This window comes from Janthinobacterium sp. 1_2014MBL_MicDiv, from assembly GCF_001865675.1.
Taxonomy (GTDB): Bacteria; Pseudomonadota; Gammaproteobacteria; order Burkholderiales; family Burkholderiaceae_D; genus Janthinobacterium.
The window spans coordinates 1,415,512-1,441,473 of sequence record NZ_CP011319.1; the positions used below are offsets into that span (position 1 = coordinate 1,415,512).

The 25,962-nt window shown below is 63.3% G+C and carries 22 protein-coding genes; 4 read left to right on the forward strand and 18 right to left on the reverse strand.

Annotated elements, in window-relative coordinates:
* Window positions 1-153 precede the first annotated feature (153 nt).
* The 3 genes from YQ44_RS28700 to YQ44_RS06235 all read right to left on the reverse strand — a co-directional run bounded on the left by YQ44_RS28700 (window position 154) and on the right by YQ44_RS06235 (window position 3,375).
* The gene (locus YQ44_RS28700) at window positions 154-1,491 is read right to left on the reverse strand and encodes a hypothetical protein (protein WP_156894712.1); all 1,338 of its coding nucleotides are present in this window, start codon (window positions 1,489-1,491) and stop codon (window positions 154-156) included.
* Between the two features lie 101 nt (window positions 1,492-1,592).
* Window positions 1,593-2,255, reverse strand: coding sequence for a DUF4145 domain-containing protein (locus tag YQ44_RS28065; protein WP_232251063.1), 663 nt, complete (start codon window positions 2,253-2,255; stop codon window positions 1,593-1,595).
* 874 nt (window positions 2,256-3,129) lie between these two features.
* Window positions 3,130-3,375 carry a hypothetical protein gene (locus tag YQ44_RS06235; RefSeq protein WP_071322647.1) on the reverse strand — a complete coding sequence of 82 codons (246 nt, stop codon included), beginning with the start codon at window positions 3,373-3,375 and terminating at the stop codon, window positions 3,130-3,132.
* A 291-nt stretch (window positions 3,376-3,666) separates the two neighbouring features.
* On the opposite strand from YQ44_RS06235, the gene YQ44_RS06240 reads away from it, so the two are divergent.
* Window positions 3,667-5,049 (forward strand): aminotransferase-like domain-containing protein, encoded by a 1,383-nt coding sequence (locus YQ44_RS06240; protein WP_071326289.1) that lies wholly within the window; start codon window positions 3,667-3,669, stop codon window positions 5,047-5,049.
* Between the two features lie 315 nt (window positions 5,050-5,364).
* On the opposite strand, the gene YQ44_RS29660 is transcribed toward YQ44_RS06240, so the two are convergent.
* Window positions 5,365-5,487: a hypothetical protein gene (locus YQ44_RS29660; RefSeq protein ID WP_257786877.1), complete on the reverse strand. Its 123-nt coding sequence runs from the start codon at window positions 5,485-5,487 to the stop codon at window positions 5,365-5,367.
* A 170-nt stretch (window positions 5,488-5,657) separates the two neighbouring features.
* Here YQ44_RS29660 and YQ44_RS06245 point away from each other — a divergent pair, with 170 nt between their 5' ends.
* On the forward strand, window positions 5,658-7,670 hold the full coding sequence (locus tag YQ44_RS06245) for a S9 family peptidase (RefSeq protein ID WP_071322648.1): 2,013 nt from the start codon (window positions 5,658-5,660) through the stop codon (window positions 7,668-7,670).
* Window positions 7,671-7,788: 118 nt separating this feature from the next.
* On the forward strand, window positions 7,789-8,079 hold the full coding sequence (locus tag YQ44_RS06250) for a DUF6916 family protein (RefSeq protein WP_071322649.1): 291 nt from the start codon (window positions 7,789-7,791) through the stop codon (window positions 8,077-8,079).
* A gap of 77 nt (window positions 8,080-8,156) precedes the next feature.
* Here the strand turns inward: YQ44_RS06250 and YQ44_RS06255 are convergent, their stop codons facing one another.
* From YQ44_RS06255 to YQ44_RS06265, 3 genes are all read right to left on the reverse strand, one after another.
* Window positions 8,157-8,690: a phage tail protein gene (locus tag YQ44_RS06255; protein ID WP_071322650.1), complete on the reverse strand. Its 534-nt coding sequence runs from the start codon at window positions 8,688-8,690 to the stop codon at window positions 8,157-8,159.
* Between the two features lie 36 nt (window positions 8,691-8,726).
* Window positions 8,727-9,260 carry a phage tail protein gene (locus YQ44_RS06260; protein WP_071322651.1) on the reverse strand — a complete coding sequence of 178 codons (534 nt, stop codon included), beginning with the start codon at window positions 9,258-9,260 and terminating at the stop codon, window positions 8,727-8,729.
* A 106-nt stretch (window positions 9,261-9,366) separates the two neighbouring features.
* Entirely contained in the window at window positions 9,367-9,900 is a 534-nt protein-coding gene (locus tag YQ44_RS06265) for a phage tail protein (RefSeq protein WP_071322652.1), read from the reverse strand.
* A 278-nt stretch (window positions 9,901-10,178) separates the two neighbouring features.
* On the opposite strand from YQ44_RS06265, the gene YQ44_RS06270 reads away from it, so the two are divergent.
* Window positions 10,179-15,656 (forward strand): putative Ig domain-containing protein, encoded by a 5,478-nt coding sequence (locus YQ44_RS06270; protein ID WP_232251064.1) that lies wholly within the window; start codon window positions 10,179-10,181, stop codon window positions 15,654-15,656.
* Window positions 15,657-15,735: 79 nt separating this feature from the next.
* On the opposite strand, the gene YQ44_RS06275 is transcribed toward YQ44_RS06270, so the two are convergent.
* From YQ44_RS06275 to YQ44_RS06320, 11 genes are all read right to left on the reverse strand, one after another.
* Window positions 15,736-16,704 (reverse strand): IS1595 family transposase, encoded by a 969-nt coding sequence (locus YQ44_RS06275; RefSeq protein WP_071322654.1) that lies wholly within the window; start codon window positions 16,702-16,704, stop codon window positions 15,736-15,738.
* A gap of 105 nt (window positions 16,705-16,809) precedes the next feature.
* Entirely contained in the window at window positions 16,810-17,523 is a 714-nt protein-coding gene (locus YQ44_RS06280; RefSeq protein WP_071322655.1) for a glycosyltransferase, read from the reverse strand.
* Window positions 17,520-18,164, reverse strand: a complete 645-nt coding sequence (locus YQ44_RS06285) for a class I SAM-dependent methyltransferase (protein WP_071322656.1) — start codon at window positions 18,162-18,164, stop codon at window positions 17,520-17,522. Before YQ44_RS06285 ends, YQ44_RS06280 begins: the two co-directional genes overlap by 4 nt.
* Entirely contained in the window at window positions 18,161-18,931 is a 771-nt protein-coding gene (locus YQ44_RS06290; protein ID WP_071322657.1) for a PIG-L deacetylase family protein, read from the reverse strand. The genes YQ44_RS06285 and YQ44_RS06290 overlap by 4 nt, the downstream gene beginning before the upstream one ends.
* A 1-nt stretch (window position 18,932) precedes the next feature.
* Window positions 18,933-19,976, reverse strand: a complete 1,044-nt coding sequence (locus YQ44_RS06295) for an acyl-CoA dehydrogenase (protein WP_071322658.1) — start codon at window positions 19,974-19,976, stop codon at window positions 18,933-18,935.
* Window positions 19,977-20,101: 125 nt separating this feature from the next.
* Window positions 20,102-20,707 (reverse strand): hypothetical protein, encoded by a 606-nt coding sequence (locus YQ44_RS06300; protein WP_156894713.1) that lies wholly within the window; start codon window positions 20,705-20,707, stop codon window positions 20,102-20,104.
* 686 nt (window positions 20,708-21,393) lie between these two features.
* The gene (locus YQ44_RS06305; protein WP_071322660.1) at window positions 21,394-23,481 is read right to left on the reverse strand and encodes a methyl-accepting chemotaxis protein; all 2,088 of its coding nucleotides are present in this window, start codon (window positions 23,479-23,481) and stop codon (window positions 21,394-21,396) included.
* A gap of 58 nt (window positions 23,482-23,539) precedes the next feature.
* Complete coding sequence (locus YQ44_RS06310; RefSeq protein ID WP_156894714.1) at window positions 23,540-24,355, reverse strand: TorF family putative porin; 816 nt, start codon at window positions 24,353-24,355, stop codon at window positions 23,540-23,542.
* A 272-nt stretch (window positions 24,356-24,627) separates the two neighbouring features.
* A complete protein-coding gene (locus YQ44_RS06315; protein ID WP_071322662.1) occupies window positions 24,628-25,041 on the reverse strand; it encodes a hypothetical protein in 414 nt (137 codons plus the stop codon).
* A 165-nt stretch (window positions 25,042-25,206) separates the two neighbouring features.
* On the reverse strand, window positions 25,207-25,365 hold the full coding sequence (locus YQ44_RS28705) for a hypothetical protein (protein ID WP_156894715.1): 159 nt from the start codon (window positions 25,363-25,365) through the stop codon (window positions 25,207-25,209).
* A gap of 107 nt (window positions 25,366-25,472) precedes the next feature.
* Window positions 25,473-25,706, reverse strand: coding sequence for a DUF3563 family protein (locus tag YQ44_RS06320; RefSeq protein ID WP_083411673.1), 234 nt, complete (start codon window positions 25,704-25,706; stop codon window positions 25,473-25,475).
* Between the last annotated feature and the right edge of the window lie 256 nt (window positions 25,707-25,962).

Genomic DNA, 25,962 nt, shown 5'->3' on the forward strand with positions numbered 1-25,962 from the left:
CGGGCTGGATGTTTGCAAGCGAGGGGCAGGTCTGACGATTGGCCAAAAGCTCAACGGAGGGCGAATTTCACGGCGCAGTTCTATTAAAGCAGAAGCCGTGTCCAAATGTCAGACCTGACCCCGGCCCGCGTCGCTTGGCGTTCGCGATCATCCCTAGTCTACTTGCTCGGTGGGCAGGTTGTTTAATATTGCTTGTACAGTCTCAAGGGGGCGCTGCCCATGGAATAGGATTCTTATAAACAGGCCGTCCGAGAGGCACACTTCATTTTTACCGTTTCCTACAAATATTGCTTTACCTTTCCACTTGTAGGGGGTTGCTCCTTTCTGTTCTAAATGACTGGTCTCTTTGTTAGTTCCCTCTCTGACGTTCACTCCCACTTTTTTTAAACTATCAAGAAAGTTAGTGATGTTTAGTCCAAGACATACATTCTTTCGCCCGAAGAGGAGATCAAATTTATGTTCGTCAGGTATGTTGAGATTGAACACAGGTAACGCGAGTGGGATAGTCATGCAATCGTTAAGTCTGCATCTTGGCGACTCCAAACTACCTTCAACTTCATCGAACAACATGTTAAATATTGCGTGTCCACCCCCTTTAAATGCATCCTTGGAATAAGCTCCCATGAAGAGACAATTATCAATGACGTGATAGCCCCAGCCTTGAGAGTCGCTACTTGCAAGGATTTTGTTTAGCTCTTCGTCCCACTTGGGAACATAGACGAACTCTTCAGGAATAGTGACAATGTGTTCTGTATCTGGATCAACGGATTTCCCTTTTGACATCACCTCAGTAACGTGGTTCATCCGGCCCGTTTGTCGGAGCATGCGTTGTAACTGCTTCATGCCTGACTTGCCTTGTTCTTGTGCGAAGTGGTTAAAGGCATGATCACACTGCGTTTCAATGAAGAACTTCATGAAATCCATGATTTCGTGATTTTTCTTACCTTCCTTTACCTCAGCGATGCTGAACTGACCTCGCGAATCTAGGCAGAGTAAATCTCCAACTTGTACAAAAGAGGTTAGATCTGAAATGATGGAAATACTTCCTGGGTCTTCTTTTGCTCGCTCGTTTGCACAGAAAACGACTGATTCGAAATTTGATTCCTTTAAGTTTACCGGGGGGTGTTCTTTGTAAAATCGGCGCGCGTGGCAAAGTTGATGTCCAATTAATTGCCATACCATCGCATCAGTTATGCCTTTGATAAGCACATCGTGAGAGTCAGTGAGAGGTTCGTGTGACTGAACGAGTTCAATGATTTTTTTTTGTGCTGCATTCATGCCCGCATGCGATGCAAAGAGAAATTTCGACTGTATCTCCGGATTACCTTGGAAGCTGTCTAGCCCCTTCATTTCTTTCCACAATGGCTCAGAGCCTTTGCATGCAAGTCGATACAGTTCGCGCGCCATATCTTCTAATTCTGGGCGAAGTGAGACGGGGTGCAAAGCTGTTAAGGGGTTATAAGTGTTTCTGGCTTCCTTCTTGATGTTCATGCGAGAAATGCCCTTTGCGTGAGGTCGTAGTGGTCTCCAGATGTATCCACCAAGAGACCACTTCCAGTTTCATGGAGCGGATGGTATGCACTAACGCTTGCTTACTGCACTAAAGGCTTCCCGGCAGAAGCAAGCTTCTTGTTTAATTCATTGATCTTGGCTTTTTCTTTCGCTGGCAGCACATAGAAATAGTCAAATAGCCCATCAAGGACGTCCAAATTCCACTCAGCCTCATGAGCTTCCACTGGCAACACCATCCCGGTGTTGGTGTCTTTTGTAGGATGTGCCGCGAAATTGCCAATGTTTCGCACCGCATCTAAGCTAGCTGCCAGTGTCACAGGTAGCTTGCCGGAGGTCACAACGGCTTTGATTGCCGGAGCAAGGTCCTTCTCGGTGAATCCGTTATCCCGAAGAATGCCTTGCAGGCAACGACGACTCAGTGCGGCGGAGGCCTTGGGGCTAAATACAAGGACTTGAGCGGCTTCGATATAGTCTTCAGCTAAGTTGGGAGGCACTTCGGCAGGGACTGGATTTCGAGATGTCCCAAATGGCAAGACTTGCAATTCTGATAGCTCTGCGCCTTGAATATTTTGCTCGATTAATCGAATAATTCCCTTTTTGCACGCTGGGCAGACCATTGAACTGGTCTGCCATTGACATAACGTACCTTGTGCATTTTTTGCTTGGAAGCGTTCCTGGAACGCGTAGACGTTATAAGAGGAGAACGATTCATGAACTTCTACTAAGCAGTGAGGGCATTTCATAGGTGACCTTAATTTTATTGAGGAATACTATATCTCCATCGACGAAATATGGAAATACCGAGCACGAGTTAATTCAAAGATAACTGCAAATTATATAACTAATCATCGTTTTATGCATCTTTGGAGGCCCCTTCCGGCGGCTGCCCGATCATAGCCATGACTATGAGTTCGTACAGCAGTCGCAAAAGAAAAGGACATCTTGTAGGTATAGCTGTAGGTACAAACTGAGGTGGTGACTCCGTGGGGTTCACGAATAAAAGAGTTTGAATTACACCGCTTCAGCGAATTTTTTCCAGAAGTGGGCGTGGGATGCGTGGAGGACGGTGGGCTGCGAGAAAACCGGTGTGAAAATGTATAATTTTCGAAGAAAAAACGCCGGAACATGCGGGCTCGAGTACTTATCGAAAAGCACTGTATATTATACGATTCACTCCCTATATGTAGCATCCATGCGTGTTCTGGCTTGGTCTCATCGCGCATGGGGTGCATGGGGTCGGAAGTTCGAATCTTCTCGCCCCGACCATTAGATTCAAGGAGTTACGGCGCAAGCTGTATAGAAACCCAGCACTGTATATTAGATAATTGTCTAATATCGGTGCTGGGTTTTTCCGTTTACGCGTGACAGATGGGCAGCCTACATCCAATGCCGCCGGGTGGGCCCGCTGCGCAGAGATGACATCAAATCAAATTCAGGGGCAATGTGCCAATGCCCACGGCCGCATCGGCAGGCGGGGCAGGGCCCGCGCTGGTAATGGCATCGGCATCGCCGCGCGACGATTAATCGGCAAGCCATCAGGGGCTAACAGCGATGTGCCCCATCGCCGCTGCACGATCGCCGCCGCATCACTGGATTTCGGCCGGCCATTCCTTGCCATCAGGGGAAGGTCATCTCCAAACCGACCATCCTGACGACGACGAAGGTGACGATCCCCAAGGCCAGCAGCGATAGCATGAAGATGGCGACCACCTTGCCGCTCGCGCGCAGCACCGCGCGATTCTGCTTCGCCTTGTCCTTGTCCTTCTTCCCTTGATCGTAATGCCACTTGATGGCGAAGAACATGCCCGTGCAGAGCACGAGAGCCTTGAACGTCACGAAGACTATAGGGGTCCAATCCATCATTTTGAGTATTTCCAGTCTATTACTTGACACTATCTACCATGAGGAGCGCTACCTCAAAACGCTGCGTCAGCAGCTTCTGTTCCAGCCATCCCCCCAGGCATCCTGTTTGAATCTTTCATTATAGCTAGCCATGAAATAACAATGGCATCCGGCGCAGTGGCTTGCCAATGCAGATGAGAGAGGAGAAAACGTCGGCAACGGCCATGCAAGAATGGTATTGCTCCACGTTCTGAAGCATACTACTTGAAAACAATTTCCATACATTGAGACAAAATGTCCCAGTTGAAAACCATGCAAGATGACGATTTGACTATCTGGTTGCCGCGATTGGCCGGGAACAGGGGGCCACGTTTCTTGCAGATTGCGGATGCCTTGCAGGCGGCGGTGGCAGACGGATCGTTGGCCCCGGGGGACCGCCTGCCTCCGCAGCGCCAGTTGGCGGCACGGCTGGATGTCGACCTGACGACGATCACGCGCGCCTACGACGAAGCCAGGCGCCGCAACTTGCTGGAGGGCCGCGGCGCCCGGGGCACTTATGTCGCGGCGCCAAAAGTCGAATTGACCGCGATCCTCGACCTGAGCATGAATACCCCGCCACCGCCGGATGGCGTGGACTTCGACGATATGCTGAAACAAGGTCTGTCTCAAGTATTGATGAGGGCAGACAATGAATTACTGATGACTTACCACTTGGGCGGGGGAAGCGAGTCCGACCGCAAGGCTGGAGCCACATGGCTGGCGCCGATGTTTGGACATGTGGATGCAGGGCAGCTGCTTGTCTGTCCGGGTGCGCAAGCGGCGATCGCCGCATTGATCCTTGCGCTGACGGCGCCTGGCGACGTCATCCTGGCGGAGCCCGTGGCTTATCCCGGCTTGCGTGCCGCAGCGACCCAGTTCGGCCGGCACGTCATTGCGGTGGCAGCGGACAGGCACGGGATGGTGCCTGAGATGCTAGAGGAAGCGTGCCGCCAGCACAAGCCCGGGCTGGTCTACCTCAATCCGACACTGCAGAACCCGACCGCCATCACCATGCCGGAGCGCCGGCGCAAGGAGCTCGCCGGCATCGCGAAGCGCCGCAATGTACGCATCGTCGAGGACGATCCCTACTGGCTCCTTGCCGATGCCCCGCCGCCGCCGATTGCCACGTTTGCCCCGCAACAGGTGTACTACATCGCAACCTTGTCGAAATGCCTGACGCCCGGCTTGCGGGTCGCCTTCGTGCTGATACGCGACCCGGTCGAGCGCGAACGTTTCCTGGTCGCGCTAAGGTCATTTGCGCTGATGGCCGCCCCTCTGACGGCCGCCCTCGCCACTCAGTGGATACTCGACGGTTCGGCTGACGGATTGATGGAAGGCGTGCGCAGGGAGGCGCGCCTGCGCCACCGGATGGCTCGCGATATTCTGGCGGGACGCTACAGCGGCCTTGGCGACGGCCTGCATGTATGGCTCGAGTTGCCGGCGTACTGGAACTCTACGCAGCTTGCGCGGGCCGCCGCCAGCTCCGGCATCGCGGTCACGCCGGCGGAGGCATTCGCAACGGGCAGCGCATACGTGAATGCAATTCGCATCTCCTTGGGCAGCATCAAGGACCGTGGGCGCTTGCAGGCGGGTCTTCAACGGCTGTCTCATCTGCTTGCGCGGCAGCCCGAATCGTTCAGCGCTGCTGTGGTTTAACTGTCCAGGAAACACTGTCAGCGGCCGCCATCAGGTGTACGGCGGCAGCTTGGCCGGGATGCCGCCGGCGGCACCGAGCGACCGCCATGTCGCATTCCGCTGCAAAGGGCGGACTGCCCGGGCCCGACCGGCGCACAGGCAGCAGCGAGACTGGCGCAGTTTGCTGGCGCGGCCCGCAAGCGGGTGGCCAGGTCGAGCTGTTGGGGAGGGCTCCGCCACTTGAGTGCGACCGCGGCTGACCGCAGCATGCGCGAACGGTGGCCGGTCTGGATGTCGTCGCAATCGCTTGCACATCGGCTGTCAGGCTCAGCATTTTTACTCCGCCATTGCCGTCATTGCCGCAAGTGCCAGGAAGCCCGAGCGCATGCGGCGGCGCGATTTGGCGCATCTGTCGCTATCGGGCAGCAGGCTGGCCGACAACGCGATATGCAGGCGCATCGGCTTGCCGTGCAGGCTCGACAGATCGCTTCATCCCCCGTTTTCTCCATCCTGTCCCCCGATTTCCGTCTCCGGTCGCCGTAGTCAAGCTGGCAACACGGCTTTCGCCTATGATTTGCTGGCACATGCACGTGTGCTGTTTCCCTTCATTTATCCACCATGAGGTGTCCATGATTCGCTATGTCCTGCCTGTTCTGTTGTTCGCCAGCGTGTTGCCGGCGCACGCCCAAGCCCCTGCCGGGGAGGTGCCGCTGATCGAGCGGGCGAAGATTTTTGGCAATCCCAGCAAGTCCGGCGGCAAGATCAGCCCGGATGGCCGGTGGCTGTCCTGGATCGCGCCGCGCGACGGCGTGCTCAACGTGTGGGTGGCGCCGGCCAGCGATCCGTCCCAGGCGCGCCCGCTGACGCAGGAAAAGCTGCGGCCCATCCGCAGCAGCTTCTGGTCGCCCGATTCGACGACCCTGCTGTTCATCCAGGACAAGGGCGGCGACGAGAACTTCCTGCTGTATGGCGTGAACGTGGCCAGCGGCAAGCAGATCGATTACACGCCGTTCGAGAAAACCCGCGTGCGCGTGATCCAGATCAGCAGCAAGGTGAAGGACCGCATCTTGATCGGCATCAATAACCGCGATGCGCGCTGGCACGACGTGTACAGCCTGGAGCTGGCCAGCGGCAAGCTGACCCTGGTGCAGCGGAACGACGGCTATGGCGGCTACGTGGCCGACGAGCTGCTCAATCTGCGCATCGCCAGCAAGGCGCGCGGCGATGGCGGCACGGCGTATTACCGCGTCACGGACGGCAAGGTCGAGGTCACGCCGCTGGCCGATGTGGGCCTGGAAGACGCGCAGACGACGGCGCCGCTGGCGTTTACGGCCGACGGCAAGACCCTGTACTGGACCGATTCGCGCGGCCGCAACACGTCGGCGCTGCTGGCGCAGGACGTTGCCAGCGGCAAGAGCACGCTGGTGGCCCAGGATGCGCGCGCCGACATTTCCGACGCGCTGTACGACACGCGCACGGGCCGCGTGCAAGCCTATGCGGTCGAGTACCTGCAGCAGGACTATTTGCCGCTGGGTGAGGACTTGAAGGACGACCTGGCGTTCCTGAAGAAACATACGCCAGGCCAGTTCACGGTGACGTCGCGCACCGATGCGGACGATAAATGGCTGGTCGCCGTCGACGCCGTCACGGCGCCGGTGTCGAGCTGGCTTTACGAGCGCAAGGGCAGGAAGCTCACGCGCCTGTACGTCACGCGTCCCGAGCTGGAAGGCGCGCCGCTGATGCCCATGCATGCGCAGGAAATCAAGGCGCGCGACGGACTGACCCTGGTGTCTTACCTGACCTTGCCGAAAGCGTCCGCTGCGGGACCCGGTGGCGTGCCGGCCCGTCCGGTGCCGATGGTGCTGCTGGTGCACGGCGGGCCGTGGGCGCGCGACACGTACGGCTACAATGGCTATCACCAGTGGCTGGCCAACCGCGGCTATGCCGTGCTGTCGGTGAATTTCCGCGGCTCGACGGGTTTCGGCAAGCAGTTCATCTCGGCCGGCGACCTGCAATGGGGCCGCAAGATGCATGACGACTTGCTCGACGCCGTGCAATGGGCGGTGCAGAGCGGCGTCACCACCGCCGACAAGGTGGCCATCATGGGCGGCTCGTATGGCGGCTACGCCACGCTGGCCGGCATGGCGTTCACGCCGACGACGTTTGCCTGCGGCGTCGACATCGTCGGCCCGTCCAACCTGTTTACCCTGCTGCAAACCATCCCGCCGTACTGGGAAGCGGGCAAGCAGCGCTTCTACAAGCGCATGGGCGATCCGAACACGGAAGAGGGCAAGGCGCTGCTGAAGGAACGCTCGCCGCTGAACTTTGCGCAGAACATCCAGCGCCCGCTGCTCATCGGCCAGGGCGCGAACGACCCGCGCGTGAACGTGGCCGAGTCGGACCAGATCGTGGCGGCCATGGCGGCCAAGAACATTCCCGTCACCTACGTGCTGTTCCCCGATGAAGGCCATGGCTTCGCGCGGCCCGTGAACAACATCGCCTTCAACGCCGTGACGGAAAATTTCCTGGGGAAATGCCTCGATGGGCGCGCCGAGCCCATCGGCGCCACCCTCAAGGCCTCCACGGCGCAGGTCAAGCACGGCGCCGGGTATGCGCCAGGGCTGCAGGAGGCGATGCGGTAAACGCATGCGGCTGGCGGGAGCCGCACGTGCGCGGCTCCCGCATTAAAAGAGTTTCAATGGGACAATGATTCATTTAGAATAAGTCACTGTCCTGCCAATACAGAAACGGAAACGCACCATGGATATCCTGACCCTCGAGCATTTTGCCCCACGCCTGAATGAAACGTTTGTCTCGGTCAGCGACGGCAACGCGCCGTTCATCCTGGTGGAGGCGCGTCCGTTGCCGGCGTCGACCTTGCAGGGAATGTTGCGCCCGCCGTTCAGCCTGCTTTTCCGCAACTCTTCCGCCATCGTCTTCAACCAGAAAATTTTCCAGCTGCAGCATGACGCTTTCGGCGAAGTGGGGATTTTCCTGGTGCCGGTGGCACGCGACAATCACGGCTTCCTGTACCAGGCCGTGTTCAACTAGGTTCTTGCCCCGCGTGTCCTGACGCGGCTGGAAACAAGGCAGGCTGCGCGCCTGCCTTGTTTCCCTTGCCGCCTGCTTCAGTCGAACCTGGGGAACTCTCCCTGCAACGCAATGCAGTAGTTCAGCGCCAGCAAGGGCTGGCGGTTCTCGTGCGCCTGGTTGCCACCGGTCATGCCGACGACGTTGGGTGCCAGCCTGGTGTCGGGAGTGATGCTGAGCGTCATCGCCGTCGTCTTGCCCGGTGCCAGCAGCAGTGCGTCTGTGACGGGGATATTGCTTTGCAGGCTAGCCGTCGGCTGGCGGTTGACCGTCATGACATGCCGGTGCGCCGGCATTTCCTGCGCCGTCAGCGTCACGCTTGCGGCGCCAACGGATTCGCCGATGTCATATTGCGACAGGCCGGGTCCCGTGCCCTGGCTGAACGCGGAGCGGCCGACCAGGTTGGGGAGCTGGAAGGTGGTGCTGCCATTGCCGCCATAGGTGGTGCCGATCAGCGCATACAGGGCGCTGTTCTGGTTCACTGACAGGGTGGCGCCGTTGCACAGCGCCCAGCCTGCTGGTGGATAGTTGAAACCGAAGATCTGAATCTCGCCAAGAAATGGTGATGCCACGATTTTTCTCCTGTGAAGTCGGGTGGACTGTCGTCGTTACTGCTGCGAAGGGAAGACGCCCTGCCATGCAATGCAAAATGACACGGCCAGCGTCGGCATGCGGTTTTCATGGGGGAGGTTGGCGCCGGTGAGGCCGCAGGCGACGTTCGACAGCACCGTCGGCGTGGACCCAGTGGCACTGGTCGCGTACATATTGTCGCCGTTGGTGGCGGCGCCCAGCGCCACGGTCGGCCCCGGCGTTGCGGCGTTGGCGGTGGTGTTGGTGGCAAAAAAGGTGTGCGTGTGCTGGGGAATCTGATCTATTGTCAAGGAGACCTGCTCGCTGCCACCGGTTGCGCCTATGGTGCGCGGCGTCAAGCCTGGCCCCTGTCCCTGGTGCAAGGGCAGCTGGCCGCGCAAGTCCGGCACGGCAAAGGTGTTGACGCCGTCGCCACCATAGGTGGTGCCGAGCAACATGAACAACACTTGATATTCAGAAATAGGTTTCAGGCTGCCGTCACAGGCAAACCACCCGGTGGGTATGCGTGGAAAGGCAAACTGGCGAATTTCACCTACGTAACAATCAGACATGGCTTACTCCGTAAAAAGGCGGGACACGGTTTGTAGCACCTGGGAAAACCGGCTGCGCTTCGCGGCCACAAGGCACTGCCGCGCGCGACGGTGTTGTCAGGCGAGGTCAGTTGCGCGAGGGGTAGACACCGCTCAAGGCAATGTTGAAGTTGATGACGCGGAAGGGTTGCATATTAATATGCGGGCCGTTACCGCCTGCCGTAGCCAGCGTCTGTTGCGCCAGCGCAACCTGCGGTCCCGTCGCGGCGACGTAAATCGATTCCGTTCCGCTGCCGGCATACAGTGCGCCAGCGGGATTCTTGAGCGTTCCCGCGGTCGTCAGCGCACTGGCCGCATGGTTGTGCGCAGGCATCTGGCTCGCTAGCAAGGTGACAGCTTCTGAACCGCCCGGCGTGCCCTGGGTGAGCGGAGTGGGTTGCCAGCTGCCGTCGACAGAGGCTCCTGAACCGAAAGGCGTGCGGCCGCGCAAATCGGGCAAGCCGAAGGTCGATTGTCCATTGCCGCCGAACTGGGTGCCCAGCAGGGCAAACAGGGCCGCATTCTGTTGAACGGGCAGGAGTTGCCCGTTACAGGCGGCAAATCCTCTGGGTGCGAAAGCAAAACCGGCCATCATGATTTGGCCTACAAAGACGTCAGACATGGTATTTCTCTCCCCATAACTGTTGTGAAATGGAATACAAGGCTAATACATTTAGCAATAGCAATTGATTTACATTAAAATATCTTTTTTGGGCAACATTTTTTAGTTGCTTTATTTGCTACTCGTAGTAGCATACGTTGATGTAAAGCAAGCGTCAATAGCGTGAGGAATCCTTTTTCGGGGCCGTTGACAGTAGCTGAAATCGACATGAATGGTGGCATATTGCCTTGTGCCAGAGCCGTACCTTCCTCACCCAAGAAATGTATCGAAGGAAAATAATGTTTCTAAATCTTAGCGAATCTGGTTGCCAGTCGGCCACCGTCAGTGGCATGGAAGTCTTGGCTGCCGGGAAGCGCGGCGCCGTGCGTGCCGCGCTCTTGCCGCCCTGGCTGATGCGCATGGCGGTGGCCATGCTGTTCATCCTGATGGCCTTGTATTCGCAGCATGCGCGTGCGGCCACTACATGCACGAATCCGGTCAACGTCACCATTTCAGCAGGGGGCACCGTTCTGGATGACTATAATCCCAATGGTTGCACGTTTGGTCTGACGGCGATACAAGTTCCGCCGATACATGGCAACATCGTACAAGATCCGGTCAGTACGAATATCGTGCACTATGTTAATAGAGCGAGCGACAACGCCACCTTTGATACCTTTACTGTCGGTGACGATAGTCTGAACCCCATCGTTTATAACGTCACGATACTGTCCAGTACGCCAATTGCCGGCGCCGCCAGCGCTACAGTGGCTTACGGCAGCAGCGCCACATCGATCCCCCTGAACCTGAGCGGCGCGGCAGCGACATCGGTGGCGGTGGCCTCCGCCGCCGCGCATGGCACGGCGACGGCCAGCGGCACCAGCATCACCTACACGCCGACGGCAGGCTATGGCGGACCGGACAGCTTCACTTATACGGCCACCAACGGCAGCGGCACCTCGGCGCCGGCCACCGTGACGATCACGGTGGCCGGCCCCACCATCACGATTGCGCCAAGCACCCTGCCGGCAGCCACCGTGGGCGCGGCCTACAGCCAGAGCGTGACCGCCTCGAACGGCTTCGCGCCTTACGGGTACGCGATCAGCGCCGGCACCTTGCCGGCCGGCTTGACCTTGAATGCCGCCACCGGCGTGCTGTCGGGCACGCCGACGGCCGGCGGCAGCTTCAACTTCACCGTGCGCGCCACCGACAGTTCGACGGGCAACGGCCCGTATTCGGGCGCGCGCGCCTACTCGCTGACGGTGTCTGCGCCGACGATCAGCGTCACGCCGACGGTCATGCCGGCCATGACGGCCGGCGTCGCCTACAGCCAGTCCATCAGCGCCGCCGGCGGCACGGCCCCGTATACCTATGCCATCACGGGCGGCAGCGTGCCGACGGGCCTGAGCCTGGCGGCGGACGGCACCCTGTCGGGCACGCCGACGGCAGCGGGGCCATTCAACTTTACCGTCACGGCCACCGACAGCAGCACGGGCACGGGTGCTCCTTACACGGGTTCGCGCGCCTATTCCGTCACGGTGGCGGCGGGTGCGCCCGTTGCCGGCGCCGCCAGCGCCACGGTGGCCTTCGGCAGCGGCCCGACTGCGATCCCCCTGAACCTGAGTGGCGGCGCGGCGACGTCGGTGGCCGTGGCGTCCGCCGCCTTGCATGGCACGGCGACGGCCATCGGCACCAGCATCACCTACACGCCGACGGCCGGCTACGGCGGGCCGGACACCTTTACCTATACCGCGAGCAATGGCGTCGGCACCTCGGCGCCCGCCACCGTGACGATCACGGTTGCCGGCCCCACCATCACGATTTTGCCAAGCACCGTGCCGGCAGCCACCGTGGGCGCGGCCTACAGCCAGAGCGTGACCGCCTCGAACGGCTTCGCGCCATACGGGTACGCGATCAGCTCCGGCACCTTGCCGGCCGGCCTGACCTTGAATGCTGCCACCGGCGTGCTGTCGGGTACGCCGACGGCCGGCGGCAGCTTCAACTTCACCGTGCGCGCCACCGACAGTGCGACGGGCAGTGGCCCGTATTCCGGTGCGCGCGCCTACGCGATGACGGTGTCGGCGCCGACGGTCGCGGTGGCGCCAACGACCTTGCCGGCGATGACGGCCGGTGTTGCCTACAGCCAAAGCATCACGGCCACCGGCGGCACGGCACCACATAGCTATGCTATCGCCGCTGGCAGCGTGCCGACGGGCCTGAGCCTGGCACCGGATGGCACCCTGTCCGGCACGCCCACGACGGCAGGCCCGTACAACTTTACCGTCACGGCCACCGACAGCAGCACCGGCGCCGGACCATACACGGGTTCGCGCGCCTATTCCGGCACGGTGGCGGCCGGCGCGCCCCTTGCCGGCAATGTCAGCACCGCCGTGGCCTATGGCAGCAGTGCCAACCCGATCACGCTGAACCTGAGCGGCGGCGTGGCGACGTCGGTAGCGGTGGCGTCCGCCGCCTTGCACGGCACGGCGACGGCCAGCGGCACCAGCATCAGCTACACGCCGGCGGCAGGCTATGCCGGGTCGGACAGCTTCACCTATACGGCGACCAATGGCGTCGGCACTTCGGCGCCGGCCACCGTGACGATCACCGTGGGCGTACCGAGCGTCAGCCTGACCCCGGCCACCTTGCCGAATCCGGCGGTGGCCGTACCGTACAGCGCGACTTTGACGGCGGCGGGCGGCACGGCGCCGTACGCCTACAGCGTGAGCAGCGGCAGCCTGCCGGCTGGCCTGAGCCTGAACGTCGCCACTGGCGTGCTGTCCGGCACGGTGAACGTGGCCGGCAGTTTCACGTTCAGCCTGCGCGCCAGCGATAGCAGCACGGGCGTGGGCGCGCCGTTCAGCGCGACCAATAGCTACACCGTCACCATTGCCGCGCCGACGATCACGCTCACGCCAGGCACGCTGCCGGCAGCGGCAGCGGCCACGGCGTACAGCCAGCAGCTGACGGCCAGCGGCGGCGTGGGACCGTATGCTTATACGGTAACAAGCGGCAGCCTGCCGGCCGGACTCACGCTGAACAGCAGCGGTTTGTTGAGCGGCACACCGACGGCGGCGGGCAGCTTCACGCTGACCGTGCAAGCGGAAGACACGCACCAGTTCACCGGCACGCAAAGCTATACCGTGGCTGTCTCGTCGGCTACCGTCAACATTCCGCAGGCCAGCCTGGCCAATCCGACGGCGGCAACGCCATATAGCGCGACCCTGACGGCGGCGGGCGGCACGGCGCCGTACACCTATAGCGTCAGCAGCGGCAGCCTGCCGGCTGGCCTGAGCCTGAATGCGGCCACTGGCGTACTGTCCGGCACCACCAATGTCGCTGGCAGCTACACTTTCGCCATCAAGGTCACCGACAGCAGCACGGGCGTGGGAGCGCCATTCAGCGCCACCAACAACTATACGCTCGTCGTCGCCGCGCCGACCCTGACCCTGACGCCAGCGAGCCTGGCCGGTATCCGCGTGGGCGATGCCTACAGCCAGGCATTCACGGCGGCCGGCGGCGTCGCGCCGTATGCGTTTGCGCTCACCGGCGGCGCCCTGCCGGCCGGCCTGGCGCTCGATGTGGCCACGGGCGTCATCAGCGGCACGCCGACGACGGCCGGCAGCTTTGCCTTCACCTTGCAGGCGAAGGATGCCAACCAGTTCACGGTGCAACAGGCATTGACCCTGCAGGTGAACCAGGCGCCGCCACCGGTGAAAAATGAAACGGCGACCACCGCGGCCAACGAGGAAGTGAGCCTCAGCATCGCTTCCAGCGACGGCAGCCCGATCACCGACGTCACCATCGTCACGCCGCCGCAGCATGGCCGTGTCACGATCGTCGCGACCGGTGCAGCGGGAGGCGGCAGCGGCCGCGCTTTCAAAGTGACATATGTGCCGAATGCCGACTACTTCGGTCCCGACAGCTTCAGCTACACCGTGACGGGGACGGGCGGCATCTCGGCACCGGCCACGGTCAGCCTGACGGTGGCGCCGCAGCCAGTACCGGTGCCGGTGCCGAAGACGGTCAAGCTCGAACCCGGCGCATCACTGACCCTGCACGTGACGGAAGGCGCCACGGGCGGCCCGTTCACGGCGGTGACCATCACGACGGCGCCGACGAGCGGCACGGCGGTGGTCAGCGGCATGGATATCATCTACACGCCTGCCGCCAGTACCAGCGGCGACATCAGCTTCAGCTACACCCTGTCGAACGCTTTCGGCACTTCGGCGCCGGTGAAAGCCAGCGTCGCCGTCAATCCGATGCCGCAGGTGGTGAGCCAGAGCGCCACGGTGGTGGCCGGCCTGACGGTCAATGTCGACTTGACGGCGGGCGCCACGGGCGGCCCGTTCACGGCAGCCAGCGTGCTGAGCATCGCGCCGGAAAACGCCGGCAAGGCGGTGGTGCGCGACGTCGGCACGGCTGGCAAGCCTGTCTATCAGCTGAGCTTTACGGCCTCGGGCAAGTTTGCCGGCGCGGCCGTCGTCAGCTACACCCTGAGCAATGCCTTTGCCACCTCGAAGCCGGGCGTGGTCAACGTGACCGTGACGGCGCGGCGCGACCCGTCGACGGATCCGGAAGTGATCGGCCTGCAGGCGGCGCAAGCCGATGCGGCGCGGCGTTTCGCCAGCGCGCAGCTGTCGAACTTCACGCAGCGCCTGGAAAGCCTGCATGGCGACGGCTGGGGACGTTCCAGCTTTGGCTTGAACCTGACGCCGCCTAGCGACAGCGGCAATCCGACCGCCACGCTGGCGCGCTGGCAGGAGCAGGAGGCGGACCGCGTGTTCGGCACGACGACGGTCAAACCGTACATGCGCAAGGCAGCACTGCGCCAGACGGACGCCGCTTATGGTGGTGAGCGCCAGTCGGCCGGTGCGGATGCCGGCCAGGCCGCGAATGGCTTGCCGGACATGCCGCAGCGTCCTGACACGCAGAAACAGGCCTTGTCGTTGTGGCTCGGCGGCGCGGTCGACTTCGGCCAGCAGTACGTGAATGGCCGCCAGACGGGCTTCCATTTCCGCACCAATGGCATCAGCGTGGGCGGCGATTACCGTTTGAGCGACCTGGCCACCGTCGGCGCTGGCGCCGGCTTCAGCCATGACCGCAGCGACGTGGGGCAGAACGGCAGCAAGAGCAGCGCCGACAGTGCCGTGGCGGCCGTGTATGGCAGCCTGCGTCCAAGCAAGGGCGTCTTCCTTGACGGCGTGCTTGGCTACGGTACCCTGCAGTACGACGCCTCGCGCTACCTGACGGACGGCAGCGGTTACGCCACTGGCGAGCGCGACGGCAAGCAAGTGTTTGGTGCGCTTGTCGGCGGTATCGAGGTGCGCAATGAAACGTGGATGTGGTCGCCATACGGCCGCGTGGAACTGATGTCGGCCAAGCTCGATCCGTACACGGAGAAGGCGCCCGGCATCAACGCGCTGAGCTACTTCAAGCAGACGGTGCGCTCGCGCATCGGCGCGCTGGGCGTGCGCGCCGAGGGCCTGTATGTGGGTGGCCTGGGGACGTGGTACCCGCGTGCGCGTCTCGAGTACCGTCACCAGTTCCAGGGCGCCGACGATGCGCGCCTGGCGTATGCCGACCTGGCGGCGGACGGTCCCGTGTACGTGATCCGCACCTTGCCGCAGCAGACGGGCAACTGGACGGCGGGCCTGGGCGTGAAGCTGTTGCTGTCGAACGGCATGACCCTGACCCTGGACTACAACAGCAATCTGAACATGGATAGCGGGCGCAGCCAGTCGGTGATGTTCGGCATCGCCATGCCGCTCAAGTAATCAGGCCGCGCGGGCAACCGCGCAGGCCAGTCCTCATCGCCGGACCGGGAAACACTCCCGCTCCGGCGATTTTTTTGGGCTATGTCACTGTCAAGTGTGGGAATGCACCCAACGTTGCTTTCAATAATGTTTCGGGTGAACGGATGCGCCTGGCGTCGAGTATCCAGCGCCATCCCAGATAATTCGGCAGGTAGCGCGTCGCCACGCCGTGAAATGGCCGTAGCCATTGCCGCAAGCGGCTGTGATAGGCGTTGACGTTCTGCACGTGGGCGGCGCCTTGCACGCGGATGCCGGCGCGCAAGTTGACAGTCTGGTGGCTGATGCCCGCTTCGCTGGCAAAAGCCCGGTAGGCCGCATGCTCATCGGTGACCAGCAGGATATCCTTGTCGATCACGGGCGATAGGCAGCGGTGCAGCTGTGCCTTCGTCAACGCCCCTTTGCCCGTGACGAAATCCAGGGTTTGCCCGGTGCGGTCGCGCGCCACCAGGATGCAGACTTGTTCATTGGATATGCAGCGTTTGTGCGCACGGCCACCTCGGCGGCGGGCCGGACGCGTCATCTGTCGCGCCCCTTTTTCCGACTCCAGCAGGTAGAGCTCGTCAGCTTCGGCGATGCCATGCAAGCCATGCGGCCGGTCCGTCTTCGCTATGCTGAGAAAGCGGTGGCGCCAGCGAAACGTCGTGTTGCGGTGCAATCCCAGCTGCAGAGCGGCCTGGCGCACCGAGGCGGAGTCGAGCAGGCAATCGGCATACTCGAGCCATAGCGCCTTGTGGCGCAAGCGGGCAAGCGGCGTGCTCGTCAAGGCATTGAAGGTGCGGCCGCAGGGCACGCAGCGGTAGCGCTGCAGGCCGTGCGCATGGCCATGTCGGTGCAGGTGAGCCGAGTGGCAGGCGGGACAGGCCAAGCGCGCCTGCGCGACCTTTTCAAGCAGCGCCACGGTCGCGTCGTGGGATGTATTGCCCTGCAACAAGGCGATTCCAGCCTGCCGCTGGCGTCTGCTCAGATGAGCAAACTGCGCGATAAAGCTGATCCATTCGGCTGGCTGCATGATCTGCTCCCTGCATGGTGAGTCTGCAGAGTCAGACAGCGCAGCCGGGGAATGATTCCATCATTTCCCCTATTTACCGAGGACAGAGCCATTTTTTGGCTTCGCTTAGGTGGCTTGCACCGCCGCCACGCCCAGCGCCGCCACCACCTGCAGCAAGGTGTCGCCGAAGCCGCCCCTGGCCCTGGCATTGCGGCGGGCGCTGGTCGTCACGCGCGGCGCGGCGCTCCAGGCGATGTGCGCGCCGCATGCCTGCAGGGCCGCCACCAGCGCCACGTCCTCGCTGCAGGCCAGGGGCGCGAAACCGCCGGCGCGCAGATACACGCTGGCGCGCACGCCGAGATTGGCGCCGTGGATATGGCGATGGCCGTCGGCGTCCGTATAGGTGTGCCTGAAATGCTCGCGCAGGGCGTCCGCATGGCCGGCATGCGGCGACCAGTCGTCGACGGCGACCGTGCCGCAGACGGCATCGGCGTTCAGTGCCAGCTGGGCGCTGAGCCAGGCCGGCGAGACGCGCGTGTCGGCGTCCGTAAACGCCAGCCAGCGCGCGCCGCGCTGCAGCAGCACCCTGGCGCCGGCGGCGCGCGCGGCGCCCACGTTGCGCGCATTGACGGCGATGCAGTCGAGGCGCCAGCGCCAGTCCGTCTGCATGGCGTGCGCCAGCACGATGCGCTGCGACTTGTCGCTGCAGGCATCGAGCACGATGAGGATGCTGACGGCTTCACCGAGCAGCAGTGGCCAGGTGGCGGCGGTGCGCAGCGCATCCAGGCAGGCGTCCAGACATCCTTCTTCGTCGTGCACGGGGACCACGACGCCGATCATGCGAAGCCCTCGCGCTGCGCCACCGAGCGCGCATCGTTCGACCAGACGCCGAGCAGGAAGTCGGTTTCCTCGTGGCGCAGCAGGCGGTGTAGGCCGGGCGCATCCTGGAAGGCCGCATGCACGCGCACGGTGGACTGGATGCGCTGGGCAAACGGCGCGCGCCAGTGGCATGCGACGATGCTGCCGCCCGGCGCCAGGCCGGCGACGCTGTGCTCGACCACGCGCGCCAGTTCCTCGGGCGACAGATAATAGGCGATCTCGCTGATGACGATGAGGTCGAACTTGTCGCCGCCCGGCAGGATGCGCGGCCAGTCCTGCGGCAAGCGGTGGCGGGCGAAGCTGACGTTGCCAGCGTGGCCTGCCTGCTCCAGCCTGCGCTGCGCCAGCTGCAGCGCTTCTGCGGACAGATCGGCGGCCAGCACGCGCTCGCAGCGCCGCGCCAGGTCCACGGTCAGTTCGCCGTTGCCGCAGCCGGGCTCATAGGCGTGGCGGTAGCGCTGCTGCGGCAGGCTGGCCAGCAGCAGGGCGCGCTTGCGTTCCTCGTACCAGCGCTGGCGTACCAGCCACGGGTCGGCGTCGTGCCGGTACAGCTGGTCGAAATAGGCGCCGCGCGGGTCGTCCGGCGTGGTGGAAGCGTTCATAGAAAATACACCTCGCGCGCATGCAGCAAGCGTTGCAGGGCGTCGTCGCCGACGATGGCGGGACGGCCTGTCGAGGGATCGGCCTGCATCTGGCTGGCGAAGCAGCGCAGGGCGGCGCGCTTGCGCTGCAGCATGGCGTCCGGCAGCGGCAGGCTGCGCGCACGGTGCCACGGCACGCGCGCATCGCCCGGCGCGGCCCAGTGCCAGCCCCAGACGGGCATTTCCACCAGGGTGGCGCCGCTGGCCGAGCACGCCGCAGCACAGGCCCAGCCGCATGCCTCATGATCGGGGTGGCCGTCCAGGCGCCAGGTCGTGAAGACGACGTCGCCCGGGCGCAGATGCGCTGCCAGCATGGTGCTCAGCTGCGGCGTCATGCCCGTCACGCCGCCGTCCGGCAAGCGCAGGCGCAGCCAGGGGGGAGCGGCCAGTCCGAGCGCCTGCAACGCCAGCGCCGACTCCCGCGGACGCACCTGGCGCAATCGTTCCTGCGGCCACAGCGGGGAGTCCGGGTGGCTGGCGTCGCCGTCCGTGACGGCCACCAGCAGCAGCGCGCGGCCTTGCGCCGCCAGCAGTTGCAGCAGGCCGCCGCAGGCGAGGATTTCATCGTCGGGGTGGGGCGCGACGATGACGGCGCGGGCGCCTGGCGGCACCAGTTCGCCCGCGCCGATGGCCGGCAGCGTGGACCATCCCGGCCAGGCCTGCCAGGACTGGTCCGGCGTGCCGCGGCCTTCGATGCGGCGTTCCTGCGGGGCGGTGCTGGCGCGCATGTTAGAGCGTCCAGGGATGCTCTTCGGCGCCGGCGACGATGCCGCCCAGCACGGCTTGGTCGCGTTCCGCGTGGCTCTGGCGCAGGAAGACGGGCAGGTCGGCCGCCAGGCGCGCGAACTGCGCATCGCGGCACAGGGGGCCGGCGCCCAGCGCGCGCGTGGCCAGGTGCATGACGAGGGTCGCGGCGTCTTCCACTGCCAGGCGCAGGCGCAGGGCCAGGCCCATCGCGTCGCGCTGCGGATGGCGGTCGATGTCGGCGGCGCCTTCGCGCAACAGGGCCGCGGCGGCATGCAGCGCGCAGTCGATCCGGCCCAGCTGCGCCAGGCGGATCGGGTCGGGCGCGGCATGCTGCGCGCGCGCATGCAGGTGGCTGGCGATGGCGCAGGCCGCGCCATACCAGGCGGCCGCGATGCCGGCGCCGCCATGCCAGAAACCGGGGCGCTCCAGATACGCGCCGGGCGCCCCCACGGGAAAGGCGCGCGCGGCGGAAAAGGTCACGTCGACGCTGTTGCAGGCGGCCATGCCGACCGCTTGCCAGCCCTCGTCCGTGACGTGCACGCCCGCTTGCGCCAGGGCGACGGAGGCGAGGCAAGCCTGGCCTTCGTCGTTCCAGCAACTGACCAGGGCATGGCTGAGTCCACTGGCCCCGGAACACCAGGCCTTGCGCCCATCGAGCACATAGCGGCCGTCGGCCGTTTGCTGCAGCTTGACGCGCGCGCCCGGCATTTCCGCGCACCAGACGCCCCAGCTGCTGCCGGCCGGCGCGCCGGGACCGTCGATTTCGGCCAGGATGGCCAGCGCATCCGTATGGCCCTCGTACAGTTTCAGCAGGGAGAGGTCGATGGCGGCGACGGCGGCCAGCGCCTGCCAGCGCTGCAAGGTGGCGCCGTGGCCGGGCAGCGGCAGTCGGTCGAGGCCCGCGTCGAGCAGGCGCCGCAGGTTGTCGATGGGAGGTGAACCGGTGGCTGGCACAGGCAGCGCGGCGGCAAGGGCGGCGTGGCTGAAACCTTGGCTGGACGGCGGGGTAAGGGTGATGGACGACATGGCAAGCTCCTGTTTTTTCAACAGGATAGCCTTGTATTTTTGCAATGTATGTTCGATTCTGCACATAGGCGATCGAAGCGGTGCACGTGCAGGGCCGGGCGGCCCTGCGATACCTTCAGCGTCGCCTATTTTTTCACATAGTGCATGTCGAGCACATACGCGCCATTTTTCTGCATCACCGTGAACAATTCGTTGCCGCGCAAGGACAAGCCGCCCGGGACGCTTTGCGCCGCCTGTGTGCCCTGGTCCCAAATGCAGGACTCGCCATTTTCCACGTCCACACACCATTGTTGCTGGCCAAGCCGCAGGACATATTTCACGTTGGCACCTGTCACCTGGAAGGTGTAAGCGGGAACCGAGGACGTGATCTTGTCGATGCGCAAAGTCGATGCCGGGGCATTTTGCGACAGCTGGACCTGGATGTCGGCCGCGCCGTCCGGCTTGCCGCTGATCTTGGCGCTCATGTTCTCTGTCGCCACCACGGCTCCGGAACAATCGGCCTTGAAGTAAGTTTCGCCGTAGGGCGTCAGTTCCAGTGCGCCGCTGCCATCGCCCTTGAACGCGATGACGAGGGACTGGCGGTCGTGATCGTCGCAGGCCGATTGCCAGGTGCCCACGTAGGCGGCCAGTGGCGACGTGGCGGGAACGCCCGCATCGCCGCTACCGCCGCCGCCGCAGCCCGCCAATAGTGTGGTGCTCGATGTCAACAAAATTGCCCATATTTTTTTCATGCGTAATCCTTTTAGTCCGGCAAGCCTGCGTGCCGAGAGCGCGGCAATATTATAGGCAAGCGGGCGCCCGCCAATTCTCACCGAATGTAGTAGAAGGTTGATTTAAATCAATATTTATTTCATATCGGCATGCCGCCGCACACACTGTGTGTCGCGGCAGGCGCGTCCGGCCGGCTGCGGCTGCCGGCGTCCGCTTGTTTGCGGGGCGCTACGGCGCCCGCTGCGTCGTCCGCCGCATCCGGCGAGAGCAGGTGCCGCTTGTCGCCTTCAGGTGCCGGAACGCTGCTTGCGTCATGGCGGGGAGCGCTGCCGCATCGACGAGGCACGGGCGCGACTGGCCGGCATGTATGCGGCACCAGGCAGGCTGGCCCAGGTCCAGCATGTATGGCAGGCCATTGCCGGTGACGGGCGTCGTATGCGCGAGGGGGAGGGACGGGGCTTGTCGCTACGCATGGTGTTCACGGCGGCAGTGGAGCCGGGTTTGAGCTGCTTCTGCCGTGCCGGGCATAGGCGGCAGCGATTGGCGGACATGTCTTGCGTGGCGTGCGGGCTATCCGCGCCATCATATGAAGTATTGATGGCGGTAGTTCTTGCAGTGTTTCGATTGGAAACGCACGCAAAACCGCCTGCGCGCCGCGCCGTCCCGCAAATGCCACATTGTTGCGGGATGGCGCGGCGCCGTCAGCTTAAAACTCTTCCCAGTCGTCGCCGGCCGGCGCCTTGGCTGGCGCGCGTTCCGCCGCTGGCGGCTTGGCGGTGGCCAGGCGTTTGGCCGGCGCGGGCGCCTTCGCGGCCGCAGTGGCGCGCGGCGTGCTGGCCGCCGTCGTTGCCGCCGGCGCGGCCTGGTGCAGCTGTTCGCCCAGCTTGAAGACGCTGACCACGTCGGCCAGGTGGCTGGCCTGGTCTTGCAGGCTTTCGGCGGCCGCTGCCGCTTCCTCGACGAGGGCCGCGTTCTGCTGCGTCACGCCATCCATTTGCGCCAGCGCCTGGTTGACCTGGGCGATGCCGTCGCTTTGCTCGGTGGTGGCGACGCTGATGTCGGCCATGATGGCGGTGACCTTGCGCACGCTGTCGACCACTTGCTCCATGGTCGCGCCCGCTTCGTCGACGAGCTTGCTGCCGGCTGCCACCTTGCCGACGGAATCGTCGATCAGCAGCTTGATTTCCTTGGCTGCGGCCGCGGAGCGCTGCGCCAGGTTGCGCACTTCCGTGGCGACGACGGCGAAGCCGCGTCCCTGTTCGCCCGCGCGCGCCGCTTCCACGGCCGCGTTCAGGGCGAGGATGTTGGTCTGGAAGGCGATGCCGTCGATCACGCTGATGATGTCGACGATCTTGTTCGACGAGTCATTGATCGACGTCATGGTCGCGATGACCTTGCCGACCACTTCGCCGCTCTTTTGCGCCACGCTGGAGGCGGACGCTGCCAATTGGTTGGCCTGGCGCGCATGGTCGGCGTTTTCCTTCACGGTCCCCGTCAGTTCTTCCACCGAGGCCGCCGTTTCTTCCAGCGAGCTGGCCTGCTGTTCCGTGCGGGCCGACAGGTCGTTATTGCCTTGCGCAATTTCCGCGCTGGCGCGCGCCACATTGTCGGCGCTGGCCTGCACCTGCAGCAGCACGGCGTGGATTTTTTCCACGAACTGGTTGAAGCCCTTGCCGATGACGGCCAGCTCGTCGGTGCCCTTGACTTCCAGCTTGACGCGCAGGTCGGCGTCGCCGCTGGACAGATCCGTCATGGTGCGGCCCAGGGTGCGCAGCGGGCGCGTCAGCTGGTTGACGACGAGGATCAGGATGCCGGCCGTGGCCGCCGCGCACAGCAGGGCGACGATCAGGGTGTAGGTCATCAGTTCGCGCGCCGAGGCGGTGGCCACGCTTTTCGGGAAGCTCAGCTGCACGCTCCACGGCGCGATATCGGGGTGGATCTGCAGCGGCTGCAGCAGGTGGATGTAGCCGTTCGCATCCTCGTATTCGTAGGACTGGCCCTGGCGCACTTTGTCCAGGCCGGCGGCCGGCACGTCGTCGGCCTTCTTGCCCAGGCGTTCAGGCACGGGGTGGCTCGCGTACAGGCCGCCGTTCGAGATCAGGGCCAGCTTGCCGCCCTCGATGACCTTCAGGTCGGCGAGGATCTTCGCCAGGCGCGTCAGCATGAAGTCGGCGCTGGCAGTGCCCTTGAAGCTGCCATCGATCATGATCGGCGCCACCAGCGAAGCCATCAGCACATTCTTGCCGTCGACGGGGTAGATGTACGGTTCCGTGAAAAACGTCTTGCCGGTGCGCTTGGGCACGTCATACCAGTCGTTGGCGCCCGGTTTCGGGTCGAAGACGATGGGTTCGACTTGCAGCTTGCCGCCGGCGCCACGCGTCCAGTAGGGCATGAAGCGGCCGCTGGCGTCATAGTTCGGCTTCTGGTTGGCGAATTCCGCATCCTTGCCGTCGAGCGCGTTCGGCTCCCACGTCACGGCCGAACCGAGCAAGTCTTCCGAACTCGACAGCGTGGCCTTGGTCAGTTCATTGATCTGCTCGCGCTGCATGGGCAGGTTGGCGCTTTTCGTGCCGCGCATGGCGCCGGCCAGGCTGGAGACGCTGGACAGGTTGCTGGCGATGCGCGCCTGCAGCGCGCCCGACACTTCGCGCGCCGACGTGCGGGCCAGCTCCAGGGCGGCCGCCTCGGCGCTGGCGCTGCTCTTGTAGCCGATCACGGCTGCCGTGACGCCCAGGCTGAGGATGGCCAGCGCGGTGGCCGCGACGCAGATTTTGCTGTTCAGAGATAGTTGCATGATGGCTATTCCTTGGTGAGGAGGGAAATCGGTGTCATGGGCAACGCGGGTGGCGCGCCTAGAAAGTCTTGCTGACGGCCACCACGAAGGTGGACGCCGCGGGGTTCGAGGTGTCGAACCGGCCCGCCGCATTCGGCACGCCCAGCGTGTAATGGTCGTAGGCATCGGTGGCGCCCCAGGCGCGCGTCCAGGCGCCGCTCACGCTCCAGCCGCCGTCGAAGGCGCGCGTGATGCCCACCTTGGCGTCGCGCCAGTTCCAGATGGCGTTGCCCGTGCCGGCCACCCGGCCATTGCCGGCGTGCAGGTTCAGGGTGAGGCTGTGGCCCAGGTCGACATTCGCGCCGACGTCCAGGTAGCCCGTGCCGCGCGCATTGCTGATGCCGAAAAAATCCGGCGTGACCGTGCGGTTGTACTTGGCATACAGCATCTGGTAGCTGAGGCCCAGCGACAGTTCGCCATAGTCGTACTTGACGCCCGTGGCGCGATACACGGCGCCCGGATACTTGTAGTAATACGCGAGCACGCTGTAGCCCAGCTCGCCCACGGTGCCGCTGTAGCCGCCGTACAGGTCCCATTCGACGCGGGCATCCTGGATATAGCGGTCGCTGACGGTGGACGCCCAGGTGCCCAGCGACCAGCCGCTGGGGTGGACATAGTCGGCGCCCGCCTGCAGGGCCGGCTTGCCCCAGGTCTGGCGAAAGCCGCGCGAAATGTATTGCGAGGCGAGGCTGGCGTTGGCGCTGAAGCTGGCGGCCGTGGTGACGGCCTCGCCGGCTGGCGCCGTTTGCGCCTGTGCAGGCAGGGCCTGGGCCGCTAGCACGAATGCGGCGCAGCCCAGCAGGGATGTGGTCAGGGATGGCATGGTCGATTGCATGTCAGTCGGCTCCGTATTTGCTGGCAGCGGCCGTTGTGGCGCGCCACCTTGGTGGTTGCAGCAACAATGCAGCAAAGATGCGGAATGGACTTGGTTGTGGCAGGACGGTGTTGCAGTGGTGCATATCGGCAGGCCGGCAGGGGGCCGCGCCAACATGCACACATTCTCACCAAACGTAACTGAAAGGATAGGGGGTATGACTAGTGCAAGTCAATAATGTTGCGCTGCGGAAATCGTAAGTTGTTGTTTAGTGGCACTTTTTCATGCGCTTGTCACAATTCGGGCCGGCCCCGCTGCGCCGCCGCTTGCAGGGCGGCCAGCAACGCGGGCAGGGCGCCAAGCAAGCCATTGATGTCCGCCGCCGGCAGCGTCGCCTGCGCCTCGACCTTGCCCGAGGGCTGGCCCCACAGCACTTGCGCGCTCAGCTGCGCGCCGCTGTCCAGCCCGGAGACACTGACCAGCAGCGCCACTTCTTCCGGCTGGTCGTCTGGCACGCCGTCGCGCAGGCAGGAAATGCCGAAGTGATACTCCTCGAAGGTGCTGGCCGTGCCGCTGGAAAAGGCGAAGACGGAGGCGAGCACCTGCGGCGCGCCGGCCGTGACCTGCGGCAGCGCTGCGCGGAAGCGGGGCAGCAAGTCGTTTTCCAGCTGGACGACCAGCGGGTGGGTGTGGCTGAGGACTGTCATGGCGGAGATCTGTATGGCGCTGGGGCGCGGGCCGCCATTATAGGATTGAAGCGGCGATGCTGCGCGTGGTAAAAATCACTCGGTAGCATTGCGTAGTAAAACTAGATGTATTGACAGAAAAACGTGCAAAAGCTCAGGAAAATGACCTGACGCACTGCAGCATGGCTAGCTGGGGGCGGCGATGCCATCCGCCTCGGGCCCCGCTGTCGGCAGGGGCGCGTTGATGCCGGTGTCGTCGATCAGGCGCCGGCCTGGTGCGCGCCGTGTCGCGCAGGCTGCCGCGCTGGCGAGGATGGCGATGGGTGCTGGCAGGCCGTGGCCCATCCCGTGCTCAAGCGCAAGGCGAGCAGGATGGCGCTATCGGTGGCATTGCGGTCGTGCTGTAGTAGCGGACTGCAAAGGGATGACGGGAGCGGGAACTGCGGCAGCTATTAACGGCTCAGGCCACTCATCCAGCTTGGCTGCGGGTTGGCGCGCGCCAGTTCGCGCATGCGGTATTCCAGGTCGTAGCGGTCGGTCGATTCGGCCAGATAGGCTTCCTCATAGGCGCGTTCGCGGCGGTCGCTGCCTTGCGTCAGCCAGGCGCCGAGGCGTTTGGCGGCGTGCGTCAGGGTGGCGATGATATTGTTGTTTTGCGTCGTGTGATAGGTAAATGCGGTAGACATGGCAGACTCCTTGTGTGGCGTGCCGCGTTGTGCTGCACTGCAACATAAGTATACCAATTCCAAGATATAAGGCTACTTTTGATTTCAAATAACGGCTATTCATTTTTAGAATAACAGCGGGGAAAGCTGCGCTTTATGGGGCTTTCGGGCATAATGCGGGCGCTGTATCGTAGTTTTACTACAAGACTGTTATTGCCCGAATGTTGTTTTTATACGCGCTCCGCAAGCACGCTGCCTCCCTAAAACAATGTTCCGA

What these genes read in the sequence shown, in the direction of transcription:
- YQ44_RS06305 (WP_071322660.1), bottom strand. Translation starts at nt 23,481, where the DNA reads ATGCAACTATCTCTGAACAGCAAAATCTGCGTCGCGGCCACCGCGCTG.
- YQ44_RS29660 (WP_257786877.1), bottom strand. Translation starts at nt 5,487, where the DNA reads ATGCGCCTGCATATCGCGTTGTCGGCCAGCCTGCTGCCCGATAGCGAC.
- YQ44_RS06275 (WP_071322654.1), bottom strand. Translation starts at nt 16,704, where the DNA reads ATGCAGCCAGCCGAATGGATCAGCTTTATCGCGCAGTTTGCTCATCTG.
- YQ44_RS28705 (WP_156894715.1), bottom strand. Translation starts at nt 25,365, where the DNA reads ATGGGCCACGGCCTGCCAGCACCCATCGCCATCCTCGCCAGCGCGGCA.
- YQ44_RS06300 (WP_156894713.1), bottom strand. Translation starts at nt 20,707, where the DNA reads ATGAAAAAAATATGGGCAATTTTGTTGACATCGAGCACCACACTATTG.
- YQ44_RS06240 (WP_071326289.1), top strand. Translation starts at nt 3,667, where the DNA reads ATGCAAGATGACGATTTGACTATCTGGTTGCCGCGATTGGCCGGGAAC.
- YQ44_RS06285 (WP_071322656.1), bottom strand. Translation starts at nt 18,164, where the DNA reads ATGAACGCTTCCACCACGCCGGACGACCCGCGCGGCGCCTATTTCGAC.
- YQ44_RS06245 (WP_071322648.1), top strand. Translation starts at nt 5,658, where the DNA reads ATGATTCGCTATGTCCTGCCTGTTCTGTTGTTCGCCAGCGTGTTGCCG.
- YQ44_RS06315 (WP_071322662.1), bottom strand. Translation starts at nt 25,041, where the DNA reads ATGACAGTCCTCAGCCACACCCACCCGCTGGTCGTCCAGCTGGAAAAC.
- YQ44_RS06250 (WP_071322649.1), top strand. Translation starts at nt 7,789, where the DNA reads ATGGATATCCTGACCCTCGAGCATTTTGCCCCACGCCTGAATGAAACG.
- YQ44_RS06260 (WP_071322651.1), bottom strand. Translation starts at nt 9,260, where the DNA reads ATGTCTGATTGTTACGTAGGTGAAATTCGCCAGTTTGCCTTTCCACGC.
- YQ44_RS06290 (WP_071322657.1), bottom strand. Translation starts at nt 18,931, where the DNA reads ATGCGCGCCAGCACCGCCCCGCAGGAACGCCGCATCGAAGGCCGCGGC.
- YQ44_RS28065 (WP_232251063.1), bottom strand. Translation starts at nt 2,255, where the DNA reads ATGAAATGCCCTCACTGCTTAGTAGAAGTTCATGAATCGTTCTCCTCT.
- YQ44_RS06280 (WP_071322655.1), bottom strand. Translation starts at nt 17,523, where the DNA reads ATGATCGGCGTCGTGGTCCCCGTGCACGACGAAGAAGGATGTCTGGAC.
- YQ44_RS06265 (WP_071322652.1), bottom strand. Translation starts at nt 9,900, where the DNA reads ATGTCTGACGTCTTTGTAGGCCAAATCATGATGGCCGGTTTTGCTTTC.
- YQ44_RS06310 (WP_156894714.1), bottom strand. Translation starts at nt 24,355, where the DNA reads ATGCAATCGACCATGCCATCCCTGACCACATCCCTGCTGGGCTGCGCC.
- YQ44_RS06235 (WP_071322647.1), bottom strand. Translation starts at nt 3,375, where the DNA reads ATGATGGATTGGACCCCTATAGTCTTCGTGACGTTCAAGGCTCTCGTG.
- YQ44_RS28700 (WP_156894712.1), bottom strand. Translation starts at nt 1,491, where the DNA reads ATGAACATCAAGAAGGAAGCCAGAAACACTTATAACCCCTTAACAGCT.
- YQ44_RS06320 (WP_083411673.1), bottom strand. Translation starts at nt 25,706, where the DNA reads ATGTCTACCGCATTTACCTATCACACGACGCAAAACAACAATATCATC.
- YQ44_RS06270 (WP_232251064.1), top strand. Translation starts at nt 10,179, where the DNA reads ATGTTTCTAAATCTTAGCGAATCTGGTTGCCAGTCGGCCACCGTCAGT.
- YQ44_RS06295 (WP_071322658.1), bottom strand. Translation starts at nt 19,976, where the DNA reads ATGTCGTCCATCACCCTTACCCCGCCGTCCAGCCAAGGTTTCAGCCAC.